26 protein-coding genes and 3 pseudogenes are annotated in these 22,906 nt (G+C 34.5%); 22 read left to right on the plus strand and 7 right to left on the minus strand.

Going from position 1 to position 22,906, the window contains the following annotated elements:
• The 5 genes and pseudogenes from DN393_RS01705 to DN393_RS01725 form a co-directional block, all read left to right on the plus strand.
• Window positions 1-91: pseudogene (locus tag DN393_RS01705) on the plus strand (RNA-guided endonuclease InsQ/TnpB family protein); the annotation flags it as partial.
• A 141-nt stretch (window positions 92-232) separates the two neighbouring features.
• A pseudogene (locus DN393_RS01710) lies at window positions 233-733 on the plus strand (histidine phosphatase family protein); the annotation flags it as partial.
• Between the two features lie 6 nt (window positions 734-739).
• On the plus strand, window positions 740-1,522 hold the full coding sequence (locus DN393_RS01715; RefSeq protein WP_103654985.1) for a Cof-type HAD-IIB family hydrolase: 783 nt from the start codon (window positions 740-742) through the stop codon (window positions 1,520-1,522).
• A gap of 142 nt (window positions 1,523-1,664) precedes the next feature.
• Entirely contained in the window at window positions 1,665-2,210 is a 546-nt protein-coding gene (locus DN393_RS01720) for a MarR family winged helix-turn-helix transcriptional regulator (RefSeq protein ID WP_064474002.1), read from the plus strand.
• Between the two features lie 171 nt (window positions 2,211-2,381).
• A complete protein-coding gene (locus DN393_RS01725; protein ID WP_149173321.1) occupies window positions 2,382-3,581 on the plus strand; it encodes an MFS transporter in 1,200 nt (399 codons plus the stop codon).
• 24 nt (window positions 3,582-3,605) lie between these two features.
• On the opposite strand, the gene DN393_RS01730 is transcribed toward DN393_RS01725, so the two are convergent.
• Window positions 3,606-4,067 (minus strand): DinB family protein, encoded by a 462-nt coding sequence (locus tag DN393_RS01730; protein WP_064474001.1) that lies wholly within the window; start codon window positions 4,065-4,067, stop codon window positions 3,606-3,608.
• A 171-nt stretch (window positions 4,068-4,238) separates the two neighbouring features.
• Here DN393_RS01730 and alr point away from each other — a divergent pair, with 171 nt between their 5' ends.
• Window positions 4,239-5,414 (plus strand): alanine racemase, encoded by a 1,176-nt coding sequence (gene alr / locus DN393_RS01735; protein WP_064474005.1) that lies wholly within the window; start codon window positions 4,239-4,241, stop codon window positions 5,412-5,414.
• Between the two features lie 20 nt (window positions 5,415-5,434).
• Here alr and DN393_RS01740 read toward each other — a convergent pair whose 3' ends face one another.
• From DN393_RS01740 to DN393_RS01750, 3 genes are read right to left on the minus strand one after another with little or no spacing between them, the layout of a single operon-like run.
• Complete coding sequence (locus tag DN393_RS01740; protein WP_064474000.1) at window positions 5,435-6,148, minus strand: class I SAM-dependent methyltransferase; 714 nt, start codon at window positions 6,146-6,148, stop codon at window positions 5,435-5,437.
• Window positions 6,141-7,028 (minus strand): GNAT family N-acetyltransferase, encoded by an 888-nt coding sequence (locus tag DN393_RS01745; protein ID WP_064473999.1) that lies wholly within the window; start codon window positions 7,026-7,028, stop codon window positions 6,141-6,143. Before DN393_RS01745 ends, DN393_RS01740 begins: the two co-directional genes overlap by 8 nt.
• 23 nt (window positions 7,029-7,051) lie before the next feature.
• Window positions 7,052-7,930 (minus strand): nitrate reductase, encoded by an 879-nt coding sequence (locus DN393_RS01750; protein WP_088047474.1) that lies wholly within the window; start codon window positions 7,928-7,930, stop codon window positions 7,052-7,054.
• 385 nt (window positions 7,931-8,315) lie between these two features.
• On the opposite strand from DN393_RS01750, the gene DN393_RS01755 reads away from it, so the two are divergent.
• Window positions 8,316-9,524, plus strand: a complete 1,209-nt coding sequence (locus tag DN393_RS01755) for a macrolide family glycosyltransferase (RefSeq protein WP_149173271.1) — start codon at window positions 8,316-8,318, stop codon at window positions 9,522-9,524.
• A 169-nt stretch (window positions 9,525-9,693) separates the two neighbouring features.
• Entirely contained in the window at window positions 9,694-10,539 is an 846-nt protein-coding gene (locus tag DN393_RS01760; RefSeq protein WP_000831975.1) for a YitT family protein, read from the plus strand.
• A 46-nt stretch (window positions 10,540-10,585) separates the two neighbouring features.
• Here the strand turns inward: DN393_RS01760 and pdxR are convergent, their stop codons facing one another.
• Window positions 10,586-11,986 carry a MocR-like pyridoxine biosynthesis transcription factor PdxR gene (pdxR, locus tag DN393_RS01765; protein ID WP_064473996.1) on the minus strand — a complete coding sequence of 467 codons (1,401 nt, stop codon included), beginning with the start codon at window positions 11,984-11,986 and terminating at the stop codon, window positions 10,586-10,588.
• Window positions 11,987-12,116: 130 nt separating this feature from the next.
• Here pdxR and DN393_RS01770 point away from each other — a divergent pair, with 130 nt between their 5' ends.
• Both DN393_RS01770 and DN393_RS01775 read left to right on the plus strand, forming a co-directional pair.
• Window positions 12,117-12,539 (plus strand): GNAT family N-acetyltransferase, encoded by a 423-nt coding sequence (locus DN393_RS01770; protein ID WP_064473995.1) that lies wholly within the window; start codon window positions 12,117-12,119, stop codon window positions 12,537-12,539.
• Window positions 12,540-12,686: 147 nt separating this feature from the next.
• Window positions 12,687-13,799: a metallophosphoesterase gene (locus tag DN393_RS01775; RefSeq protein WP_064473994.1), complete on the plus strand. Its 1,113-nt coding sequence runs from the start codon at window positions 12,687-12,689 to the stop codon at window positions 13,797-13,799.
• Between the two features lie 26 nt (window positions 13,800-13,825).
• Here the strand turns inward: DN393_RS01775 and DN393_RS01780 are convergent, their stop codons facing one another.
• On the minus strand, window positions 13,826-14,452 hold the full coding sequence (locus DN393_RS01780) for a DUF1648 domain-containing protein (RefSeq protein WP_064474004.1): 627 nt from the start codon (window positions 14,450-14,452) through the stop codon (window positions 13,826-13,828).
• A gap of 136 nt (window positions 14,453-14,588) precedes the next feature.
• On the opposite strand from DN393_RS01780, the gene DN393_RS01785 reads away from it, so the two are divergent.
• The 9 genes and pseudogenes from DN393_RS01785 (at window position 14,589) to DN393_RS01825 (ending at window position 19,233) form a co-directional block, all read left to right on the plus strand.
• Window positions 14,589-15,155 carry a GNAT family N-acetyltransferase gene (locus DN393_RS01785; protein ID WP_064473993.1) on the plus strand — a complete coding sequence of 189 codons (567 nt, stop codon included), beginning with the start codon at window positions 14,589-14,591 and terminating at the stop codon, window positions 15,153-15,155.
• 6 nt (window positions 15,156-15,161) lie between these two features.
• Window positions 15,162-15,722 carry a 2'-5' RNA ligase family protein gene (locus DN393_RS01790; RefSeq protein ID WP_064473992.1) on the plus strand — a complete coding sequence of 187 codons (561 nt, stop codon included), beginning with the start codon at window positions 15,162-15,164 and terminating at the stop codon, window positions 15,720-15,722.
• Complete coding sequence (locus tag DN393_RS01795) at window positions 15,719-16,204, plus strand: GNAT family N-acetyltransferase (protein ID WP_064473991.1); 486 nt, start codon at window positions 15,719-15,721, stop codon at window positions 16,202-16,204. Before DN393_RS01790 ends, DN393_RS01795 begins: the two co-directional genes overlap by 4 nt.
• Window positions 16,205-16,216: 12 nt before the next feature.
• Window positions 16,217-16,588, plus strand: a pseudogene (locus tag DN393_RS01800) (cupin).
• The gene (locus DN393_RS01805; RefSeq protein ID WP_064473990.1) at window positions 16,585-17,013 is read left to right on the plus strand and encodes a GNAT family N-acetyltransferase; all 429 of its coding nucleotides are present in this window, start codon (window positions 16,585-16,587) and stop codon (window positions 17,011-17,013) included. The pseudogene DN393_RS01800 and the gene DN393_RS01805 overlap by 4 nt, the downstream one beginning before the upstream one ends.
• 203 nt (window positions 17,014-17,216) lie before the next feature.
• Window positions 17,217-17,642 (plus strand): GerW family sporulation protein, encoded by a 426-nt coding sequence (gene ytfJ / locus DN393_RS01810; RefSeq protein WP_000349987.1) that lies wholly within the window; start codon window positions 17,217-17,219, stop codon window positions 17,640-17,642.
• 160 nt (window positions 17,643-17,802) lie between these two features.
• Complete coding sequence (locus tag DN393_RS01815) at window positions 17,803-18,579, plus strand: hypothetical protein (RefSeq protein ID WP_064473989.1); 777 nt, start codon at window positions 17,803-17,805, stop codon at window positions 18,577-18,579.
• Between the two features lie 51 nt (window positions 18,580-18,630).
• Entirely contained in the window at window positions 18,631-18,951 is a 321-nt protein-coding gene (locus DN393_RS01820; protein ID WP_048540982.1) for a hypothetical protein, read from the plus strand.
• Between the two features lie 69 nt (window positions 18,952-19,020).
• Window positions 19,021-19,233, plus strand: coding sequence for a hypothetical protein (locus DN393_RS01825; RefSeq protein WP_000798747.1), 213 nt, complete (start codon window positions 19,021-19,023; stop codon window positions 19,231-19,233).
• 30 nt (window positions 19,234-19,263) lie between these two features.
• On the opposite strand, the gene DN393_RS01830 is transcribed toward DN393_RS01825, so the two are convergent.
• A complete protein-coding gene (locus DN393_RS01830) occupies window positions 19,264-19,602 on the minus strand; it encodes a hypothetical protein (protein ID WP_001253201.1) in 339 nt (112 codons plus the stop codon).
• A 204-nt stretch (window positions 19,603-19,806) separates the two neighbouring features.
• On the opposite strand from DN393_RS01830, the gene DN393_RS01835 reads away from it, so the two are divergent.
• The 3 genes from DN393_RS01835 to DN393_RS01845 all read left to right on the plus strand — a co-directional run bounded on the left by DN393_RS01835 (window position 19,807) and on the right by DN393_RS01845 (window position 22,888).
• Complete coding sequence (locus DN393_RS01835) at window positions 19,807-20,487, plus strand: class I SAM-dependent methyltransferase (protein WP_064473988.1); 681 nt, start codon at window positions 19,807-19,809, stop codon at window positions 20,485-20,487.
• A 94-nt stretch (window positions 20,488-20,581) separates the two neighbouring features.
• Complete coding sequence (locus DN393_RS01840) at window positions 20,582-22,270, plus strand: formate--tetrahydrofolate ligase (protein ID WP_149173322.1); 1,689 nt, start codon at window positions 20,582-20,584, stop codon at window positions 22,268-22,270.
• A gap of 90 nt (window positions 22,271-22,360) precedes the next feature.
• Window positions 22,361-22,888 carry a hypothetical protein gene (locus tag DN393_RS01845; protein ID WP_000460226.1) on the plus strand — a complete coding sequence of 176 codons (528 nt, stop codon included), beginning with the start codon at window positions 22,361-22,363 and terminating at the stop codon, window positions 22,886-22,888.
• Window positions 22,889-22,906: the final 18 nt, after the last annotated feature.

The raw sequence follows: 22,906 nt of genomic DNA on the forward strand, positions 1-22,906 counted from the left end.
AAAAATACGTGAGTGGTGTTGGGTTGGGTGCAATAGCCATCACGATAGGGATGTAAATGCGTCGATAAATTTATCAAGATGGGTAAAATAAATGCTTGATAATAGGAGGTAACGATACTGCCTCGTGTGGAGTGTTATACCCCTCGTCTCTTCGGGGTTGCGAGAACACGATGAAGCACTAACTCGTGTAAATTTGATTGAATTGTATAGATTTAGTTAAGTTTATCGTATCGGAAGACAGCAAGTGCAAAGGCTTGTAAAGAAAGTGAAAGCAGATTTTCCACCAGATTTCATTTGGGCAAGTACATTAAAGCGTGCTCGTGAAACTGGTGAAACGTTAGCTGAAGGAATTGGATGCCCAATTCAACTAGAAGAGGAATTAATGGAGTTTAATAACGGAGTGCAAGCAGGCTTATCTTTTGAAGAAGCAAAGAAATATCCAGAGCCAAAGTTTCTTCATGACCGTTTTGAAAATGGGGAATCATTTATTGAATTTAGAATGAGAATAGAAGGAATCTTTTCTAAAATCGTGACAGAGAATACATATGACCGAATTGCAATCGTTGCACACGGTGGTGTAATAAATAGTCTATTACGTGCGTTTTTCAAAATGCCAATTTCAATGGATTATTATTTTAAAATGGGAGATACGGGAATAAGCTTAATTGAAATTGATGGTGAACAAAAAACGGTGCATTTTATTAATGATACGAATCATTTGGACGGGATATAAAGACCTATGTACAAAGTAGTGTTTTTTGATGTTGACGGTACGCTTTTAAGTGAGATTGATAGAAGTATGCACGAAAGTACAAAAGAAGCAATACAAAGATTAATAGATAAAGGAATTCACGTAGTTGTTACAACAGGGAGACCATATAGTTTATGTTCGCAATTTAAGGAACTAGGCATAAATACGTTTATTTCTGCAAATGGTGCACATATTAAGTGTGAGGAAACAGTTATACATAAATCAGTACTTTCCAGTGAAATCGTTCATGATATCTCAGAGTTTGCAGAATTAAATGGTCACGGCGTTTCTTATTTTACTGAGGGTTTTACAATGAACGGAATAGCCTCAGATAATGAGCGTGTAATGCAAGCGCTTAGCGAGACGTTAAATTTAGGGGAGTACCCTGAAAAAAGCAAGGATTTGTCTGAAGAGATCTATTGTTTATGTCTGTATGCGGATGAAATAGAATCTCAAAAATTTATTGAAAAATACCCAATGCTTACATTCGACCGTTTTCATGGTTATGTCATAAATGTATTGGAAGATAATAAAGTATCGAAGCTCACCGCAATTCAAAAAGTATTGGATCACTTAAACATTTGTAAATCAGAAGCAATTGCTTTTGGTGATGGTGGAAACGATATTGAGATGTTGCAATATGTAGGATTAGGAATTGCGATGGGGAATGGCGGAGAAGTACTAAAAACAAAAGCTGATTTCGTTACAAAGAAGGCGAGTGAAGGTGGTATTTCCTTTGCCTTAAAGGAGTTTCGTATTATTGAAAAATAATAGCTAGTCAGTTTGAAAAATCCTGTTTTCATGACAGGATTTTTTGTTTAACAATATTCTTGCAATAAAAGTAAAAATGTGAGTATAATGAAAAAGTAGTTAGGTAAGCTAATTAATCTAAGGGAAAGGAGAGTGAAGATAAATGGGTTCAAAAAATGATTCTCTTCCTTTAGGGATTGGGCCGTATACAGAGTTAATAAAAAAGACAGCATCAGCGGATACGGATCCAATCGCAGCAAAACTTGGTTTGTTAATGTTATGGACGTCTGATAATGTTCTTGATGCTGTTGATGTAGATTTAGCTCCGCTTGGTATATCGGAAAGTAAATTAGATTTTTTACTGTTGTTTATTTTGCGTGAAATGGAATCAAATGGGGAAGAAGTGAATATGAGTCCTTCTGATATTGCGAGTCGATTAGGGATAACACGTGCTTCTGTCACTGGCTTATTAGATTGGATGGAGAAACGAGAGTTAATCGTAAGATTCCATCATTCTGAAGATCGAAGAAGACTAAAAGTGAAAATTACTCCGAAAGGAAAAGAGCTAGTTACGCACTCTTTACCAACCTTTTGGTTATCTTGCGCTTCGTTAGTTGATGACTTTAATCAAGAAGAGCGTCAAGTTTTAGAGAAGCTATTAAATAAAATGCAAGTAAATATGCAGGTGAAATTAGGTGAAGGTAGGTAAATAAGTTGATTATAAGGGTCAACTTATTTATTTGGGAATATAATTAGTATACCTTATTATATGTTTAGCTAACTTTAGAGGCAATCATACTTTTTACGATGTAATTAAAATAAGTAAGCGTACTTTAGAGGTTTTAAATAGAAAAAATCGTAATAAGGGAGTGATATTATGATGGCAATAGGAAAGAAAATAAATAGTGAAAAGAATTACACAATAATGACCGTTGTATTATGTTGGTCGGGTATGGTAGTTATGTCTAGCTTATATGTAACAATCCCTTTAATTGGACTATTTTCAGACCTTTTTAATGTTTCACTAGCGCAATCTGCAGCTACAGGCAGTATATTTTCTGTTGGCTTTGCTATAGGTTGCTTGTTATTTGGGGCAATCTCTGATAAATATGGGCGAAAAAAAGTGATCTTCATTGGATTACTTGCTCTGTCGATTATTTCGTTTTCCTTAGGGTTTGTGGATAGTATATTGTGGCTTGTTATTTTTAGGGGCTTACAGGGTATTGCAGCATCTACATTTTCTCCGGTAGCGTTAGCTTACGTTGTAGAAATATTTCCAGTAGAAAAAAAGGTTACAACAATAGGATTTGTTAGTACCGGTTTTTTAGTAGCTGGAATTGTAGGTCAGGTAATAAGTACGGTTGTTAGTCAACATTTTGGATGGCATATGGTGTTCTTTCTTCTTAGCGTTCTCTACATGATTACTGCTGTATGGGTTCATTTTTCACTTCCGAAAGGGGAGATATCTCAATCCTATACTGATATTTTGGGACCGTTTAAACAGATGGGCAAAGTCTTTACACATAAAAGCTTAGTATTGAGTTATATGATTGCGTTTGTTTTATTGATGGCTTTTGTTAATATGTACACTGTTTTAGGAAATTATTTGAGCTCTTCTACTTACAATTTAACTACAGAACAAATCCTTTATTTTCGCTTAGCGGGGTTATTTGGTATGATTCTATCACCAATTGCGGGTCGTTTAACGAAGAGGTTCGAAGTAAGGAAAGTTCTTCAAGGTGGATTGCTGGTCGCTATTTTTAGTCTAAGTGCAATGGGCTTTGTTTCGTATCTGCCTCTTCTAGTCATAATGAGTGTTTGTTTTGTAATTGGTATTGCTATATCCGTTCCGTCTTTAGTTGCTCTTGTCGGCCAATTAGGAGGGAAAGCAAGGGGAATAGCAGTTTCTATCTATACCTTTGTTTTATTTTTAGGTACTAGTATAGGACCCCTCATTTCTATTTATCTTATGAAAATAGGAAGTTATACTCAAACGTTTATTTTATTAGGAATGTTACTTTTTATTGGATTTATTGCTTCTCTATTTATTAATAATGAACGTGTATTTGATGATATGTAAATTGGATAATGAATGAGTGGAAAATCACTCAAATAAAGGAATGCGAGGATCTTTCATATGCTCGCACAATAAAATATGAACTTGCCCACGATGATGATAAAAATGTGAGAGAATTTCAAGTAACCATTCAAACCGAGAATAAGAAACACCCCAATAGGCAGTCATAACTTCTGCTAATTCTTCTTGGGAATAGGATAAAAAAGTTTTAGAAAGTAAATCGTAGCCCTGTATCATCGTTTGTTGCATTTGCGTAATTGTTTCGGGTGTTTGTTCTTTATAGAAAGTATGTAGTTGTTTTTCTGTAATACCATTTAAAATGAGTAAATCTGCATGGCAAATAAGAGAAAGATGTGCACACATTTCAAATACAGATCGCTTTGCGTGAATGGGTTGTATTTTTAAACTATCTTCATTATATTGGTTAAGCATTTGAATAGAAGTATCAACAGCAACTTGTAGTTGATGCAAGGCAGATTGTACAAACATTGTAATTCTCCTCTTCTCCGTATATAATAGTTTCTTAAGAGTATTATATCATACTCAAAATTCCGAAAATTCTAGTAGTTTGACTAGCATATTGAAAAGTATTATATTGTAAAAGGTCATATGAAACGTGAAATAGAATGGAATGCAATTATTGAGTTAGGAGTTAGACCAATGAGTTTGAAATATGGAAGAGATACAATTATTGAAATTGACTTAAATGCAGTAAAACATAATGTAAAAGAATTTAAAAAGCGTGTGAATGATGAAAATATTGCAATGATGGCTGCTGTAAAAGCAAATGGGTATGGCCACGGGGCGGTTGAAGTTGCGAAAGCTGCTATTGAAGTAGGAATAAATCAGCTTGCAGTTGCATTTGTAGATGAAGCGATAGAGTTAAGAGAAGCAGGAATTAACGTGCCGATTTTAATTTTAGGTTATACATCAGTAGCAGCGGCGGAAGAGGCAATTCAATATGACGTTATGATGACTGTTTATAGAAGTGAAGATTTACAAGGTATAAATGAAATCGCAAACCGTCTTCAAAAGAAAGCGCAAATTCAGGTGAAAATTGATACAGGAATGAGTCGTATCGGTTTACAAGAAGAAGAGGTTAAACCATTTTTAGAAGAATTAAACCGTATGGAGTATGTAGAGGTAGTAGGAATGTTTACACATTACTCTACGGCAGATGAAATTGATAAATCATATACGAATATGCAAACAAGTTTATTTGAGAAAGCTGTCAATGCAGCAAAAGAATTAGGAATTCATATTCCATATATTCATAGTTCAAATAGTGCAGGTTCAATGGAGCTTAGCAATACATTTCAAAATATGGTTCGTGTAGGTATTGGAATATATGGAATGTATCCTTCAAAAGAGGTAGATCATGCAGTCGTTTCTTTACAGCCTGCGTTGTCGTTAAAATCAAAAGTAGCTCATATTAAACATGCGAAGAAGAATCGCGGTGTAAGTTATGGGAATACGTATGTAACGACTGGTGAAGAATGGATTGCAACTGTACCGATTGGTTATGCTGATGGCTATAATCGTCAGTTATCTAATAAAGGGCATGCATTAATAAATGGAGTTCGATTACCTGTTATTGGCCGTGTTTGTATGGATCAGCTCATGTTAGACGTTTCAAAAGCAATGCCAGTACAAGTTGGGGACGAAGTAGTATTCTACGGTAAACAAGGTGAAGAAGAAATTGCGGTAGAAGAAGTAGCGGATATGTTAGGTACAATTAACTATGAAGTTACATGTATGTTAGACAGAAGAATCCCGCGTGTTTATAAAGAAAATAATGAAACGGCTGCTGTCGTAAATATACTAAGAAAAAACTGAATCGTTATGATTCAGTTTTTTTATTTTTGACAAATGAAAAATGCTCTATTTGTACCGTGTAATTGAATGTTCTTAAAACCTACAGATTCCAACGAAGAAATTATTTCTTCATCGGAATAACAAGCTTCCTCAAAAGAAAAGTCACTTCTTGTCCAAGTATTATCTATGTCATGTTGAAATAGTATAAAGTTCATTTCTGCTTTTTTATTTTCGTTATCATAGGTAGAATCAATCGTACATACATATTCTTCCACTGAAATATGAAATGAAGCAATCCAATTTTCAAGAAAACCTTTCTCCATATTCATATCAAATACAAATGTACCTTTGCTATGTAATACGGAGTAAACATTACGAAAAACATTTATTAATTCATCTAATTTTAAAATATGGTTTAAGCTATCGCCAGTAGAGATAACATAGTGAAATTGTTCATTTATATTGAAATAACGAGCATCATCGACGATAAAGGTTGCATCCGGCGCGTTTTGACGTGCGTATTCAATCATTTGAGCAGAACCATCTATACCAGTTACTACAAAAGTATTATCAATTAATTTCTTAGTAAGGTGACCAGTCCCGCAGCAAAGATCTAAAATATGAGAATGTGGTGGTGCATATTGTAAAACGATTTTTTCCAAAAGTAGATAGGAGTGTTCAGCATAATGCCCCCAATGTTTATTATAAATGGATGCGAAAATATCATAATCAGAATAAATTAGTTTTTTACACATATGTATTCACCTCAAGATTCATTACATTATAATAGTCATGCTTCGTTTTCATTTCAAAACCACATTGTGTATATAGTTTTAAAGCATTGTTATTTTTCGTTTCGACGTCTAATTCAATTGTTGAAACTCCTTTTGTAATAAGGGTATGTACCATATAACTAAGAATATCTTTACCATATCCTTTACCTTGATAAGAAGGATGAACGGCGAATCCTGATAGTGTAGTAGATTGTTCTTGCTCAGAAACCGTAATCGTTCCTATCACTTTTTCGTCGATAAGGGCACTGTAAACTTGATGGGAAGGTAAATTCATCATTTTTTGTAACCATATAGCGGTATTTTCTGCTGAATCTCCAAAAGCTTTACTGGAAATTTCAATAAGATCAAGAAGTGATTCTGAAGAGGCAAGAGTAAGCTGTATAGTATGCTTTGGTGTTTTTTGTACTTCTTTTGTTTTGAACTCCATACTATATTCACTATATAAATAAGGTAACTTCATATGTTTTGCAAATTCTTTCCCGGAAATAGAATCTCCATTCGTAATAAGAAGAGCTTCATCTGCCTCTCTTATTCGTATTTCTTTTATTGCAGCTTGTAAAAGAGTAGTGCCTATATGTTGTTTCCTATAGTTCGGATGAACAAACCCTATTAACTCCAGTTTTGTCGGTCTTTCAAAGTCATACATACTTAATGAACCGATTAATTGAGTATCGTCATAAAGTAGAAAATCATTTATCTCTTCATTAGTACGAGCAGTTAAAAAGTTTATATGTAAATGTGACGAATAATCAATTTGATCGTATTCCCCGCAAATATGAGCTAAATCTTTCATTTGCTGAATTGCATTTGCTGTTAAAGATTTCTTTTGTTCAATATTCATTTCATAATCCCTCTCATTCGTATTTAAAAATAGACTGGATGACTTAGCCACTTTTCTAACTCCACGCTGCCCTGAACAGATAATAATCGGTACAAATATCGATAGGGATGTCTACATTCTTCAAGACGGGGAATGGGCATAATGGTTTCGTAACCTTGTTTAAAAGCATGAGCCTCTTTTTCAGTAAATATATATTCTAAGCCGATAAAATCAAACTCCCGGGGAGCAACTGCGTAGGCTTCTGTATCTACTAATCCCGTAATAGTTGTACCATCTGATAAAAACTGAGTAGGGTCCATATCAATTAAAACGAGCGTTGATTCCTTTGGTGCTGGTAAGGAAGAAAGTTGTGATTCAAAAGTAGGAAATGCATTTTGTATGCTTTCATTATCGGAATAAAACATATTCACAATCTCTTTACTCACATTCAAAATGTGTGATTGGAATTCATCTAGTGTAACTTGAAATGAGCCTGGTACATTTCCTATGTAATCGGTTTTAAATTTATGTATTTCTGCAAGCCCTTTTCCTAGATTGAATAAAATAGAATCTGGTTGCCCGATAAAAGATTGAACTGTGTTACCTACTAACTTTTCGGCTACAACGAACTCACGACCATTTAAAATATGTTTTTCTAATATTGCGGGGATAGGAAGATTAGTATGTGCTAGCAACAATGTATGTACAGCTTCTAAATGATGTACGTTCCTTGGGTCAATTCCAAATAGGTTTTTACATCCCCACCAAAAATCATTGTTTGGCTCTTCCGTTATTTTTGAGGAACGAACAATAACTTCTTCAGCTGCTGTTTTAACAAGAAACACATCGCTTGCATGGTCTTCATAACCTGGGTGTAAAGTTTGGACAGATAAAATAGGTGAAGTGAATAGTTGTTGTAGCATAAAAACGCTCCTTTTTCTGTAAATTCTATAAATTCATTATATAACAGAATATGTTCCAAGTGGATAATGATAGGGACAACATAGAACTTAAATAAATTTATAGTGAGAAATCAGTGTGGAAATTATATTTTTCTACTTTTGTATGAATTATCAAAATAATATTTCTGATGATAAATCTGTAAAAACACCCGAATGTAAATCTCTTATTTTCAGTAAATGAAGAGTTAAGCGCTCTTTTATAAGAATTATAATGTTGGTTATGAAAAATATTTCTCAATAATAAAATGAAGAGAAAAATGTGAAGAAATAGAATAGATTCCTTTATAATAGTTTTAAATTAATTAATATAATTAATTATTAATAATATTAGATAGGAGAGAATATGATGGCAAATGTACTCGTAATAAATTTCCCTGGAGAAGGTCATATAAATCCGACTTTAGCTATTGTAAGTGAGTTAATTCGGCGAGGGGAGACAGTTGTTTCGTATTGTATTGAAGATTATAGAAAGAAGATTGAAGCAACAGGTGCAGAATTCCGAGTGTTTGAGAATTTCCTCTCTCAAATTAATATTATGGAACGAGTAAATGAAGGTGGGAGTCCTTTGACGATGCTATCTCATATGATTGAGGCATCAGAGCGTATTGTGACTCAAATTGTAGAAGAAACAAAAGGAGAAAAGTACGATTACTTGATATACGATAATCATTTTCCCGTAGGAAGTATTATAGCCAATGTTTTAAAATTACCTAGCGTTTCTTCTTGTACAACATTTGCTTTTAATCAGTACATTACTTTTAATGATGAACAAGAATCAAGACAAGTAGATGAAACGAATCCATTATATCAATCTTGTTTAGCGGGAATGGAAAAATGGAATAGGCAGTATGGAATGAAATGTAAAAGTATGTATGATATTATGAATCATCCTGGTGATATTACTATCGTATATACTTCAAAAGAATACCAGCCGCGTTCAGATGTATTCGATGAATCGTATAAGTTTGTCGGCCCATCAATTGCTACTCGAAAAGAAGTAGACAGCTTTTCTATGGAAGATTTAAAAGATGAAAAATTGATTTTCATTTCTATGGGAACAGTTTTTAATGAACAACCTGAACTATATGAAAAATGTTTTGAAGCGTTTAAAGATGTAGAAGCGACAGTCGTATTAGTAGTTGGTAAGAGGATAAATATAAATCAATTTGAAAACATTCCGAATAACTTTAAGTTGTATAATTACGTACCGCAATTAGAAATATTACAGCATGCTGATGTATTCGTGACACATGGTGGTATGAATAGTTCGAGTGAAGCACTATATTACGGTGTCCCGTTAGTTGTAATTCCTGTAACAGGAGATCAGCCTTTAGTTGCGCAACGAGTGACTGAAGTAGGGGCTGGAATAAGGATTAATCGTAAAGAATTAAGTTCTGAATTGTTACGTGAGACTGTAGAGAAAGTAATGGATGATGTAACGTTTAAAGAAAATAGTCGTAAAGTTGGAGAGTCACTTCGAAATGCTGGTGGGTATAATAGGGCAGTTGATGAAATATTAAAAATGAAAATGAATTCATACTCAAAACTTAAATAAATGTTTGGAGCACACTTACTGTAATATGTAAGTGTGTTTCTATAAATAAATTACATAAAAAATCACTGTAAAGGTGAAACTTTTGTGTATATAAACTCATATCTTTGAATCAGTAGTAAAATTACGTTAAAATAATACTAAGAAAATACATAAGTTTTGGGGGTAATGAATGAAAAGAGTATTTGAATACGTATTATTAACAATTGGATCGATTATTGTAGCGGGTTCATTAGAGCTTATTTTAGCACCTAATGGATTAGTAGATGGCGGGGTAACGGCCATTGCTATTATGGCAAATAAAGTTGCTGGATTACCGCTTTACGGAGTGTTTTTAGGACTTAATATTCCTATCCTGCTATTTACCGCAAAAGTAATGGGGAAGAAGTTCTTCATCCGTACATCTTATGCAAATGTAGTTACAACACTCGGATTAATCTATTTAAAACCATTTCCAGCGATTACGACTTCTGAACTATTAATTGTACTTTATGGTGGCGTACTGTTTGGAATAGGCGTTGGGATTGTTGTTAAAATGGGTGGAGCAATAGATGGATCAGAAATGTTAGCGGTTTGGATGAACAAACACTTTAAAGTACCGATTAGTACATTTTTACTTGCTGTAAATGCAGTTATTTTCACATTTGTAGCGATTTTATTTTCAATCGAACAAGCGATGTTCTCATTAGCAATTTTCTATATTGTTACGAAGATGATTGATTTCATATTAGATGGTATTAATCAAGGAAAGAGCGTCATGATTATTTCTGGTAAAAATAAAGAAATAGGCGATCTGCTTATGAAAGAATTGCAATTATCCGTTACGTATCTACATGGAGAAGGTGGTTTTTTAGGAGAACATAAGAGAATCATTTATTGTATTACAAACCGTTTCATTTATCCAAAAATGAAAGATCTCGTTCTCTCTGTAGATCCAACTGCTATCATTGAAGCTTCCTATTCAACAGAAACAACTGGTGTCAAACGTCCGGGAAGGGCAGCGAGATCAGAAAAATAGTGAATGAAAATAGCTCCACGTAAGTATAACTTGCGTGGAGCTATTCTTATTTAGGGAACCAGGCCTTTTTCAGTAATTGAACTACAGTTTCGATACAATTCTCTGGAATACTGCCAAAACCGAGCAATACATACGACTCATCCATTACATTATGAACAGAATCGTATGTGGAGAGAGGGTATAACTTAATACGTTCTTTTGCGGCTGCATGAATAAGTTCTTGTTCATTCATTCCGTTATGAACGTGAAGTACAATATGAAGTCCGGATTGTTCACCGAGTATATGAACGTTATTTCCCATCTCGTTTGTAATAGATTTAATTAAAGAAATATGTTTTCTTTTATATAACGTCCGACTGCGGTTAATATGACGTTCCCAATCACCATTTTGAATAAAGGTGGCAAAGGTAAGTTGTTGCAGCGTAGAAACTGTTTGTTTAAACATACCACCAAGCTCTTCATAGGCTCTTAACAGATGAGGTGGTAAAACAATATATCCCATTCGTAAAGAAGGTAAAAAAGATTTCGAGAAAGTTCCCATATAAATAACGCGTTCATTTGCATCTAGTCCTTGTAAAGAAGGAATAGGTTTTCCTATATAACGGAATTCCCCGTCGTAATCATCTTCAATAATATAGCCCTTACAATCATTCGCCCATTTTAATAACTCGAGTCTTCTAGATAACGGCATAATGATTCCAAGTGGAAATTGGTGAGATGGAGTGACATACGCTACATTGCAACCCGATTCACGTAAAGCGGAAATATGAATCCCTTTATTATCTAAAGGGATGGGGTGAACGGTAAGACCAGAACTTTGAATCATAGCAGGAATACGGTGAAATCCAGGGTTTTCGATTCCGAATTCCTTTTTTGAACCAAGTAGTTGAAGTAGTAGCCAAAGAAGAGGCTGCGTACCTGCTCCAATAATAATTTGATCAGGTGAAGAATGTACCCCGCGAGCATGATATAAATACTTTGAAATATGTTCTCGTAGAACGAGCTCACCTTGTGGATCTTCCTTAGCAAATAATTCATTTTCATACTGAAATAAAGTTTCGTGTATTGCTCTTTTCCAGTTTGTTATTGGAAAAGCTTTTTGATCAATAAGTCCTTGACTACAATCATAATCATATTGTTCGTCTTTTTTATTGTTAGCACTGTTTGACGCAATTTGCTGTTTCTTTTGAATGACATCAATATCAACTTCTGCAACAAAAATCCCACGTTTCGGTTTGCTTTCTACATACCCTTCAGCTAGTAATTGTTGATAAGCGGATTCCACTGTAATACGGCTCACATTAAGTTGCATAGCTAAATTTCTGTGAGAAGGAAGGCGTGTACCGGCACATAGTGACCCATGAGAGATTTCTCGTTTCATATATTCATAAATTTGTAAGTAAAGGGGTGTTTTACTTTGTAATACTAATGGGATAGTCAGATCCATTCGTGGACGCTCCTTTTCATACTGGCCTTATAAAAAAGAATAAAACTGTCACTTAAGCTAAGGGCAGTGGCTTTCTATAATGATGATATAACATTTAGAAAATTTTATAAATAGTAAGGGGAGAATCAAAATGAATATTAGAGAAGTAGTAACAGAAGCGGATTTACATGATGTATTTCCCGTATTACAGCAGTTACGAACGAAACTTTCAAGAGAAGAAGCAAGTTCTTTGTTTCAAAAAATGAAAGAAGAGAATTATAAACTATTTTCGCTACGTAATGAAGAGGATGAAGCAGTTAGTCTAGCTGGTGTAGCGATTTGTACGAATTTTTATAATGAGAAACATGTTTTCGTATATGATCTTGTAACTGCGGAAGCACACAGATCAAAAGGATATGGTAAAGTTCTGCTGTCATATGTAGAAAAATGGGGGAAAGAAAAAGGGTGCAGCTCTATCGTTCTTACATCTGCGTTTCAAAGAATGGATGCACATCGTTTTTATGAAAGAGAGGGCTATGATAAGGTAAGCTATTCTTTTTATAAAGAGCTATAATATTAAATAGGTTCCATGTTTAAAAATATATGGAACCTATTTTCTTTTCTGGATTTGAGCTAGCAACAGGTCCAGTAATATAATTTGTCGAATATTAGAAAATAACAAGGGAATATTGAATTTGGAGAATGTTAGGAGCGTTTATACTTGGAAAAAATAAAGAAATTATCTATACCAAATGATGGAAGAGTCATCATTATTTCTGATATTCATGGAGAATTAAATCTTTTTAATGAACTACTACATAAAATTAATTTTAAAGATGAGGATTATTTAATTATTAATGGTGATCTTTGTGAGAAAGGAAGAAATAGCATTGGCGTCGTAAACTATGTGATGGATCTAGTAGTTAGCAAGCCAAACGTTTATGTAATTGAAGGGAATTGTGAAGTTGTAGTTGAAGCACTTGTAAATGAAAATCCCGCGCTAATACATTATTTATGTACGCGAAAGAATACAATTTTTAATGAGTGGCTAGCGGAATTGAGTGTTACCGTTAATGAAGAAAGTGATATTTGTGAAGTGAAAAACATATTGATGGGTCATTTTTCAAAAGAAATAAAGTGGTTAACAGAATTACCAACAGCGATTGAAACAGAAGATTATATTTTTGTACATGCTGGCCTTGATGATAAAGAAGATTGGAAAGAAACAGAGCGCAAAAATGCGATAGCAATGCCAGAGTTTTTCAATAAATCACATAGAGCAAATAAGTATGTAGTTGTCGGTCATTGGCCTGTTGTAAACTATTCAGACAAGGCACCGTCTAACAATCCAGTTATTGATGAGGAGAAAAAGATTATTGCGATTGATGGGGGAAATGCGATTAAAGAAGCAGGACAATTAAACGCATTTATCATTCAGAGGGAAAGTGGAAGGGATACGTTTTTTTATACATATGTAGACTATTTTCCAGAGTATGAAGTAATAGCTGATTTTAATGCGAACACATCAATGCAGGGCGGGGTGACCTATCCGTACTATTACATAGAGCCTATGGAGAAGATGAAAGATTATACAATATGTAAGCAAAAGGAAACGAATAAATTACTCTCTGTGAAAAATGAATATATTAGGCAACTTGAGACAGGTGAATACACAGTGAAAACCGATATTTCTTGTGCACAAATAAGCGTAAGAAAAGGGGACATTGTTTCTCTCATTGATGGCAGCTGCTCAGGATATGATTTAATTAAAAGAGATGGAGTAGAAGGCTGGATAGAGAAAGGTATTTTAGTTGAGATAGAAAAGATGAAATAGGAGGTATGGAGCCTCCTATTTTTTTATTATCTTTTTAAATGAGTAGATTGTTTACTGTCTTTCAGAAGTAAGTAAATCGTACTCGGTAAAATGACAAGCGTCATTCCTAAAAAAATTGTGAGTATAGCATAACCTCTATACGGAGCAGGAATGATAAATGGAAGCCCGGCTAGGAAAATACCTGCTATCATCATTGAAATACTACAAATATTTGAAGCTCTTTTTTCAAGATGCTTATCATTCCATTCCAATGAAATTGTTGATTTAGTCGTATCAATTTTTGAACTGAAATAGCCTATTAATATAAATAAAAGCCCTAATGCTAAAAATATTAAATGATCAAGAGGGAGTGCGAAGCCAAGAGCAATGAGAGCGATGACAATATCGACAAAAAATAAAAATAGTAAAATTGTGTTGCCGATCCAAAGGGGAGATTTCTGGTTACTCGCTGCTTTAAATAAAGCTAAAAATAAAAAGAATAAGAAGGAACAAATAATTATATTTACGATAACAAAAGTGCTTTTATCCATTGTTGATGTAGGCGTTCCATTGAAGTCCCATTTTGTAACAATACGTAATGGTAAGAAGAAATAGAGAATAATATTTGTTGTAATAATAGTGAGAAATAAAGTAATACTAAATCGATTATTCATTGAATCACCAGCTTTCCACATGAATAATTGGTATCTTATAACAAAATTATACAATATAATAAAGGATATTTGTTTTGATTTTTCTGAAAAAATATTATAATTATATATGAAATAAAGAGGAGTGTAGGAGGAAATTATGCAAAACGTAAGAGTAAAAGGGGATAAAGTTACAATTCGTACAATTGAAGAATCAGATATAAAAACATTATGGAGTCTCGTATTTAAAGAAGAAAATCCAGAATGGAAAAAATGGGATGCACCGTATTTTCCGTTTTCAATGCAAGAATACCCGTCTTATAAAGAAAAGATGCAAACTCGTTTAAAAGAAGAACCTCTATCTAAATTAATTATAGAAAATAACGGCCAAATTATAGGGACAATCGGGTTTTATTGGGAGCATAAACTGACGCGTTGGTTGGAGATGGGGCTTGTTATTTATAATCCAAATTACTGGAATGGTGGCTACGGTACAGAAGCGTTAACGTTATATCGAGATTTAATATTTGAAAAGATGGAAATTGGTAGGGTAGGAATCACGACTTGGTCTGGTAATAAACGAATGATGAAAGTAGCGGAGAAAATAGGAATGACATTAGAAGGTAGAATGCGCAAATGCCGTTATTATAACGGAACATACTATGATTCTATTAGAATGGGTATGATTCGTGAAGAATGGGAAGCGCTATATGTAACGAAGGGGTGAGGAAGTATGTACGCTATTATTGCTACATTTGATCGTGTGTTTACTAATAAAATTATAGAATTGCAAAATGAAATAACAAATATCATTGGCACGAATCAATTAGCAGGAGTAGAACCTCATATTACATTAGCTGATTACCATGAGTTAGACGTTCATTTATATAAGGAGAAATTAGAGGTGTTTGTAGCTGTTCAAGAGAATATGGCTGAGGTAACTTTTCCTTCTGTTGGAATTTTTCCTACTAACGGAACGGTCTTTTTAGCACCGACCATTACAGATGAATTGTTAAAACTTCATCATTCTTATCATGATAATTTTAAAATTTTTCATGATAATTTAAATTCATATTATGTGCCAGGAAAATGGGTTCCACATTGTACAATTGCAAATAAGTTACATGTAAATCAGTTTTTAATTGCAATGGAATATATTTATGAAAAATTTGATCATGCAACAGCTTCCATTGAGAAATTAAAATTAATTAAAGTAAATTATGAAAATGGTTCTGCCATTTCTTCTAGTATATTAGCAGAATATAATTTTAAGAGAATGGAGACAACGAGATGACATATGTAATTAGAGAAATGAAGCAAGAAGACATTCACGCTGTACAATCAGTAGCGAAAATAGCTTGGCATGATACATACGAAGACATTATTCCGAGAAAGATTCAAGACAGTTTCTTAGATGAGGCTTATTCTGATGAAAAAATGAAATATCGTCTTGAAAATACACATTTATTCGTTGCGGAAGAAGAGGGAGAAGTAATTGGCTTTGCGAATTTTTCACCCGTTAGATTGCAAAACGAAGCAGAATTAGGAGCGATTTATTTGTTACCAGATCAGCAAGGGAAAGGGGTAGGAAGTGCTTTATTACAAAAAGGGTTAACGGAATTAAAAGGAATTCGGAAACTATACATTCATGTAGAAGCAGCGAATGAAAAAGGAAAACGTTTTTATGAAGCGAAAGGTTTTGCTCAATTAGAGGAATTTGAAGAAGATTTTGAAGGACATATGATGCAGACAGTAAGGATGGTTTTATACGTATAGGGAGGACTAGTAATGAAAATTTTTGATTTTAGTGAAAAAGTGGGAAAGAAAATCTCAGCATTTTAATCTAATTTCATAATGTCAAAAATATTAAACCATAAAGGAAATGTACATATTGGTGCTATGCATTTACGAGAGAATGGAATAATTGGATATCATGAAGCAGTTGTATCACAGCTGCTTCTTATTGTGGACGGAGAAGGATATGTATGCGGAGCAGATAAAGAAAAAGTGAAGGTGGAAGCGGGACAAGCTGTGTTTTGGGAGAAGGACGAATCTCATGAAACGAGTACGGAACAGGGATTGATGGCAATTGTGATTGAGTCGGAGGAACTTGAACGAGCAATATTAATGCCTATTAAAGAGGAGAGTTGTGAAAAATGATAGAAAAGGCGAATCGGGAAGAAACGGACGAAATAATACAATATGCAGCTCAATCGCTTTTTGAAGGAACGAGGGGAAATTGTCAGTTAAGTACAGAGAAAGCAATTGAAATTACAAGGCCGATTGTAGAAAAGGGAGCATATTATTTAGTCGTTAAACAAGAAAACAATGTAATGGGGTGGATATTAATAGGGGAAAATGCAGACTATTTTTCTCGTGAAAAACTTGGATTTATATATGAGCTATACGTTTTTCCAGAATATCGCGGGAAAGGACTGTCGAGAGAACTGATGGAAGCTGGTATTAAGGAGTTGAAGGAGACGTTTTCAGAAATTCGTTTGAATGTATTTGCTGGGAATTTTGCGAAAGAGATGTACGAAGAGTTTGGTTTTGTTGAAAGACAGGTAATTATGACTTTGAAGTGAGAACATTAAGTAGGAGAATAAATAAAAAAGGTTATTTAATGTGAAGTGCCCTTGAATTGTTAGAGACATCCATACAATTCAAGGGCATTTTTTTGTTTTTGCTGAGATTATAAAAATATTTTTGAAATCAATATAAAATTTTATGTTTAGTTCACAAACTTTCGGAAAAACTAGGAAAGATATGACAAAGGAGGTTATGAACGGTGGATCATCCAATTCAAGGGTTAATGAAAGCGGCAATGGAAAATTTAAAAGAAATGGTCGATGTAAATACGATTGTTGGAGAGCCTGTTCAAACGGCTGACGGTGGTGTGGTGTTAACGGTTTCTAAAGTAGCGTTCGGGTTTGGAGCAGGAGGTTCTGATTTCCAAACGAATGATGGACAAAGAGCGAACGGTAACCCTGCATTTGGTGGCGGTAGCGCGGGTGGTGTTTCTATTACACCAGTAGCATTTCTTGTAGTGAATAAAGATGGAGTAAATATTCTGCATCTACAAAATGCGACACATTTAGCAGAAAAAATGATTGAATTAGCTCCACAAACAATTGATAAAATTCAATCGATGTTCCAAAAAGATGAAAAGAAAGAGGGAAATCATCACCCTCAAAACCCAGATGAAATCCTTTAAAAACGCCTGCTCACGAGCAGGTGTTTTTTCTTGTAATCACTATGTAATAAAACACATGAAATTGTAAATAGTTTTTGAATTTTTTTCTATGTTTCTAAAATTTTTCATGTTAAAATATGCTATAGAATTGAAACATATAAAACGAAGGTGGCTAGGTGCTTTGTCTGGAGGATCTGACCAAGTAAAGAATATGATATATATTAATGGTAATCGTCGGGGTCATTGTTTTATTACATCAGGAATTACGTTTAAAGAGTTTGCAAGTAACATCCCTTCACCGCTTCATCAAGTGTTGCTTTTGAAGCATAACTTTGAATGGACAGATTTTCATTATCATACTTTATTTGAATATGTTGAGGAAGAAAATATACATAAGCTAATTCAAGCAGAGATTGATGAATTTGATGAATTTTGTTGGGTAGATTTTGATGATGCAAGCGATTTAGATGAATTAGAGCCAAAAGAAATTGCAGAGCTTTTATATTTGGCTCACAAAAAAGAACCACTTGCAAGAACATTCTTTCCGCTATTGAAAAATAGATTTGTTTATTTTTCACATGATGATGGATGGTACAACAAAGTGTATTATCGTAGAATTGCTGACTTTGTAGGGATGTTAAGTAAAGTCATTCCTTATAAACTCGGTGCTTTCGGTAAGAAACGTTTTTCTTTGTTCCAAAAATCAAAAATTTTCCCAGCAATTTCGAAAGAAGTGATCATGGGGCTTCTTCCATTAATGGAGGATGGTCTTTATATTGATCTAGCAGGGAAAATTGAGTCAAGAAGAGGTCTTGAAATTCCGGTATATGTAGTTGGTTCGTATGAAAGCACGGATGAGGTACTAGATAATATTGATGAATTGAAAGCAGAAGCAACAGAGACAGGTTGGCTCATTTTTGATAAGAAAGAACAAGAATGGCAATGGGTTGTGGACTAAGAAAACTTGGCGCATGAAGTCAAGTTTTCTTGTCATTTGAAAGGAGTACAAATGAAGAAATATTATACAATTGTGGGTATTGTAAGTATTATTCTCGTAGCGATTTTACTTATTACTTGTCCGAAAGAATCGGATTTTAAAGTATATGTAGAGGATAAGTATGCATTGAAATGTGATGAGAGTAGTTTTGAATGCACACAAAATGTAGATGGTAAAAAAGAAAAATTACAATTTGAAAGTACAGATGCACGAAATGGTGTATTCTTTATGACTGCAAAGCAAACATTTAAAACAGAAGCTGGTGTTACGAAAGAATATAGCGGAGTAGGAATGTTTGGTACATTTCTTTTTGTTTCAGAGAAGACTTTCTAGTAATAGAAGGTCTTTTTTTTATGCTTATGTTCATATAGATGAAGTAAGACAAGCATAGGAGGGGTAGTGATGAAGAATACATGTATCGTTTGCGGTGGTGAGGAGTTTTTTTCCTCAACTTTGTATGCACGGACGAAACAAGATTGGGCATATGCACCAAATATGTATCGATTTGAAAAGGTGTTTATTGAGCATCGGGATGAAGAGAATTATCCAGTGTTTCAAGAAATTACAGCGAAACATTGTTGTGGATGCGGTCATATTATGTTGTACCACGAATGAACACACCAAGTATAACTTGGTGTGTTTTTTTTAAAACGCTGACAAAGCAAGCGGATAGAGTAAAGTAAATAAAACAGAAAAACTACCAAAACCAATTGCTGTATATCCAAGTGTTCTTGCGCCGAAATTGACAGCTAATAAGCCGACTAAAATCGCAAGAGAGCCGAGTGTAACCGGATAAAATGCAATTGAGAAAAGCGAAAGAAATAAAGCGACATAGCCTACCATTGCACCGGTATTTGTACCTTCTATTTCATTTGCAATTTCTTTACGCTTATGTCTAATTGGTATGCCAGCTGGTGATATTTCAGCTGCATACTCTTCGTTTTTTTCACCACTTTTAAAATGATGATTTCTCTTTCTTCGCATGTACATCCCTCTCTTTCAATTGGGTGTACCTATAGTATCTTACATAAAGAGAAGAACATGAGTATGAGTTAAACCCAAGTAAAGCAAAAATTGGAGAATAAAGATTCCATTATTAGCTTGTACATCTCCTAGTGAAGATAAACAGGAATTTTGGAAAATGATGTAGAATGAAATGAGTGATAAAACGTGAAGGCAGGGGAATGTATGACGAAATTTAATTGGCATGAATCAGCAGAGAAAAAATGGGATAGTAGTGCAGAATTTTGGACTCAAAATAGTCAAGAGATGTGGGACAGCGGGAGTAGGAGTACAATTATTCCATTTTTTGAAAAATACGTGAAAAAAGAAGCTCAAGTGCTCGATGTTGGTTGTGGTGATGGATACGGTACATATAAATTAAGTCGCGCGGGCTATAAAGCAGTTGGAGTAGATTTATCAGAAGTGATGATTCAAAAAGGGAAGGAGCGTGGAGAAGGACCGAATTTATCTTTTATAAAAGGGGATCTTTCTTACTTACCATTTGAAAATGAGCAATTTGAATCAATTATGGCAATTAATTCTTTAGAATGGACCGAGGAGCCATTACGGGCATTAAATGAGATAAAGCGCGTTTTAAAAAGAGATGGGTATGCATGTATTGCAATTTTAGGACCGACAGCAAAGCCTCGAGAGAACAGTTATCCTCGTTTATATGGCAAAGACGTTGTTTGTAATACGATGATGCCTTGGGAGTTTGAACAGTTAGCGAAAGAACAAGGTTTTGAAGTTGTAGATGGCATCGGTGTATATAAGCGCGGAGTAAATGAGAAGATGCTAGGTCAACTACCTATCGAGTTACAACAATCGTTAACATTCTTATGGGTATTTATGTTAAAAAACGTATAAAGAAATGAAAGAATTTTTAGGAGGTAAATAAGTGCAGAAAATACAAAAAACTGATACAATATCATCAGAACCAATTAAAGGGGGACTAGGGTATATGACAACTACTACAACAGTTAAATCCGACATTGAAATCGCACAAGAAGCGAGTATGAAGAAGATTCAAGAAATTGCAGCTGAATTAAATATTTTAGAAGATGAATTAGAGCCATACGGACATTATAAAGGTAAGTTATCTCTTGACATTTTTAAGCGCTTACAGGATGAGAAAGACGGTAAAGTTGTTTTAGTAACAGCGATTAACCCAACTCCAGCTGGAGAAGGTAAATCAACAGTAACAGTTGGTTTAGGTCAAGCTTTTAATAAAATTGGTAAGAAAACAGTAATTGCACTTCGCGAACCATCTCTTGGACCAACGATGGGACTAAAAGGCGGAGCAGCAGGTGGTGGTTTTTCACAGGTTGTACCTATGGAAGACATTAACCTTCACTTTACTGGAGATATTCATGCGATCACAACTGCTAATAACGCGTTAGCGGCGTTTATTGATAATCATATCCAACAAGGAAACACACTTGGGATTGATACGCGTAAAATCGTTTGGAAACGCTGTGTTGACTTAAATGATCGTGCCCTACGTAACGTAGTAATTGGTCTTGGTGGACCAGTTCAAGGTGTACCACGTGAAGACGGTTTCGATATTACAGTGGCATCTGAAATTATGGCCGTATTCTGCCTTGCAACAGATATTCAAGATTTAAAAGCGCGTCTATCTCGCATCGTAGTTGCTTATAACTTTGCAAATCAACCTGTAACGGTTAAAGATTTAGGTGTAGAAGGTGCATTAACATTATTATTAAAAGACGCATTAAAACCAAACTTAGTGCAAACGTTAGAAAATACACCAGCTATCATTCACGGTGGACCATTTGCGAATATCGCTCACGGTTGTAACAGTGTTATCGCTACAACAATGGCCGCAAAATTAGGTGATTATGTTATTACAGAAGCTGGATTTGGTGCTGATTTAGGTGCAGAGAAGTTTTTAGATATTAAAGCTCGTGCAGCTGGCATTAAACCAGAAGTAGTTGTTATTGTTGCGACGATCCGTGCGCTTAAAATGCATGGCGGCGTAGCAAAAGATCAATTAAAAGAAGAAAATGTAGACGCATTAGCAAAAGGTATGGAAAACTTACAGAAGCATGTTGAAACAATTCAAAGCTTCGGTGTACCTTTCGTAATTGCAATTAATAAATTTATTACAGATACAGATGCAGAAGTTGCATACTTACAAGAGTGGTGCAATGAGCGTGGCTATGCAGTATCCTTAACGGAAGTTTGGGAGAAAGGTGGCCAAGGCGGAGTTGACCTTGCTGAAAAAGTATTAAAAGAAATCGAAAAAGGTGAGAACAACTACGCACCACTTTATGAATTAGAATTACCATTAGAAGAAAAAATTCGTACAATTGCTCAAAAGGTGTACGGTGCAAAAGATATTGAGTTTGCTCCGAAAGCACGTAAGCAATTAGCTCAATATGAAGGAGAAGGATGGAGTAACCTACCAATTTGTATGGCTAAAACACAATACTCTCTTTCTGACGATGCAACAAAATTAGGTCGTCCATCTGACTTTATCGTTACAATTCGTGAGCTAAAACCATCTATTGGTGCAGGGTTTATCGTTGCGTTAACAGGAACAATGTTAACAATGCCAGGCCTTCCAAAACAGCCAGCAGCACTACAAATGGATGTAAATGAAGATGGAAAAGCAGTAGGTTTATTCTAAAAGGTTGTAATTCATCTCGTTTATCTGTAAACTATATATACATCAAGTGGCGCCTTTCCATCGAAAGGCGCCTGTTTTTTGGAGGAAATTATGTTTGATCCAACTGCTTTTGATAATTTAAAAGTAATCGTAGAAGGTGCTGTTTATGATTTTGATTTACATGGAGATATTCTTGTAACAGATCGAAAAGATATGATGGACCTTGCCTCATTAAGTCGTATATACCATATTTCATTTCAATTAACAGAACCGTTCGAACCGGTAGTAAAAGCAACATTTTCACTATCTGTAGATGCAAAGAACTTGTCTGGTGAAATATTGGAAGTACCACAATTTACACCAGGTTGTGAAATGAAGTTAGCATTTTCATTCCCGATAGAAAAGCCAGAGGTAGTGTGTGAAGAAATTGAAACTTTCATGCATTCTATATGGGGAAAAGAAAGAATGATTACGCAGAAAATTTCATACGAATATAATAAGCAAGCGATTTCATATCATAATAAGGTAGAGGTTCTATTTCAAAAAGCGATTACAGAAGACCATGTTGATGATTTAATAGCTGTTATTTCACACATGATAGAAACGGTGCGAACAATACAACATTTTCTTCAAAAATAGAGATAAAGGAGAAAAACA

Source organism: Bacillus sp. BPN334 (assembly GCF_008368885.1).
In the GTDB taxonomy this organism is placed as follows: domain Bacteria; phylum Bacillota; class Bacilli; order Bacillales; family Bacillaceae_G; genus Bacillus_A; species Bacillus_A wiedmannii.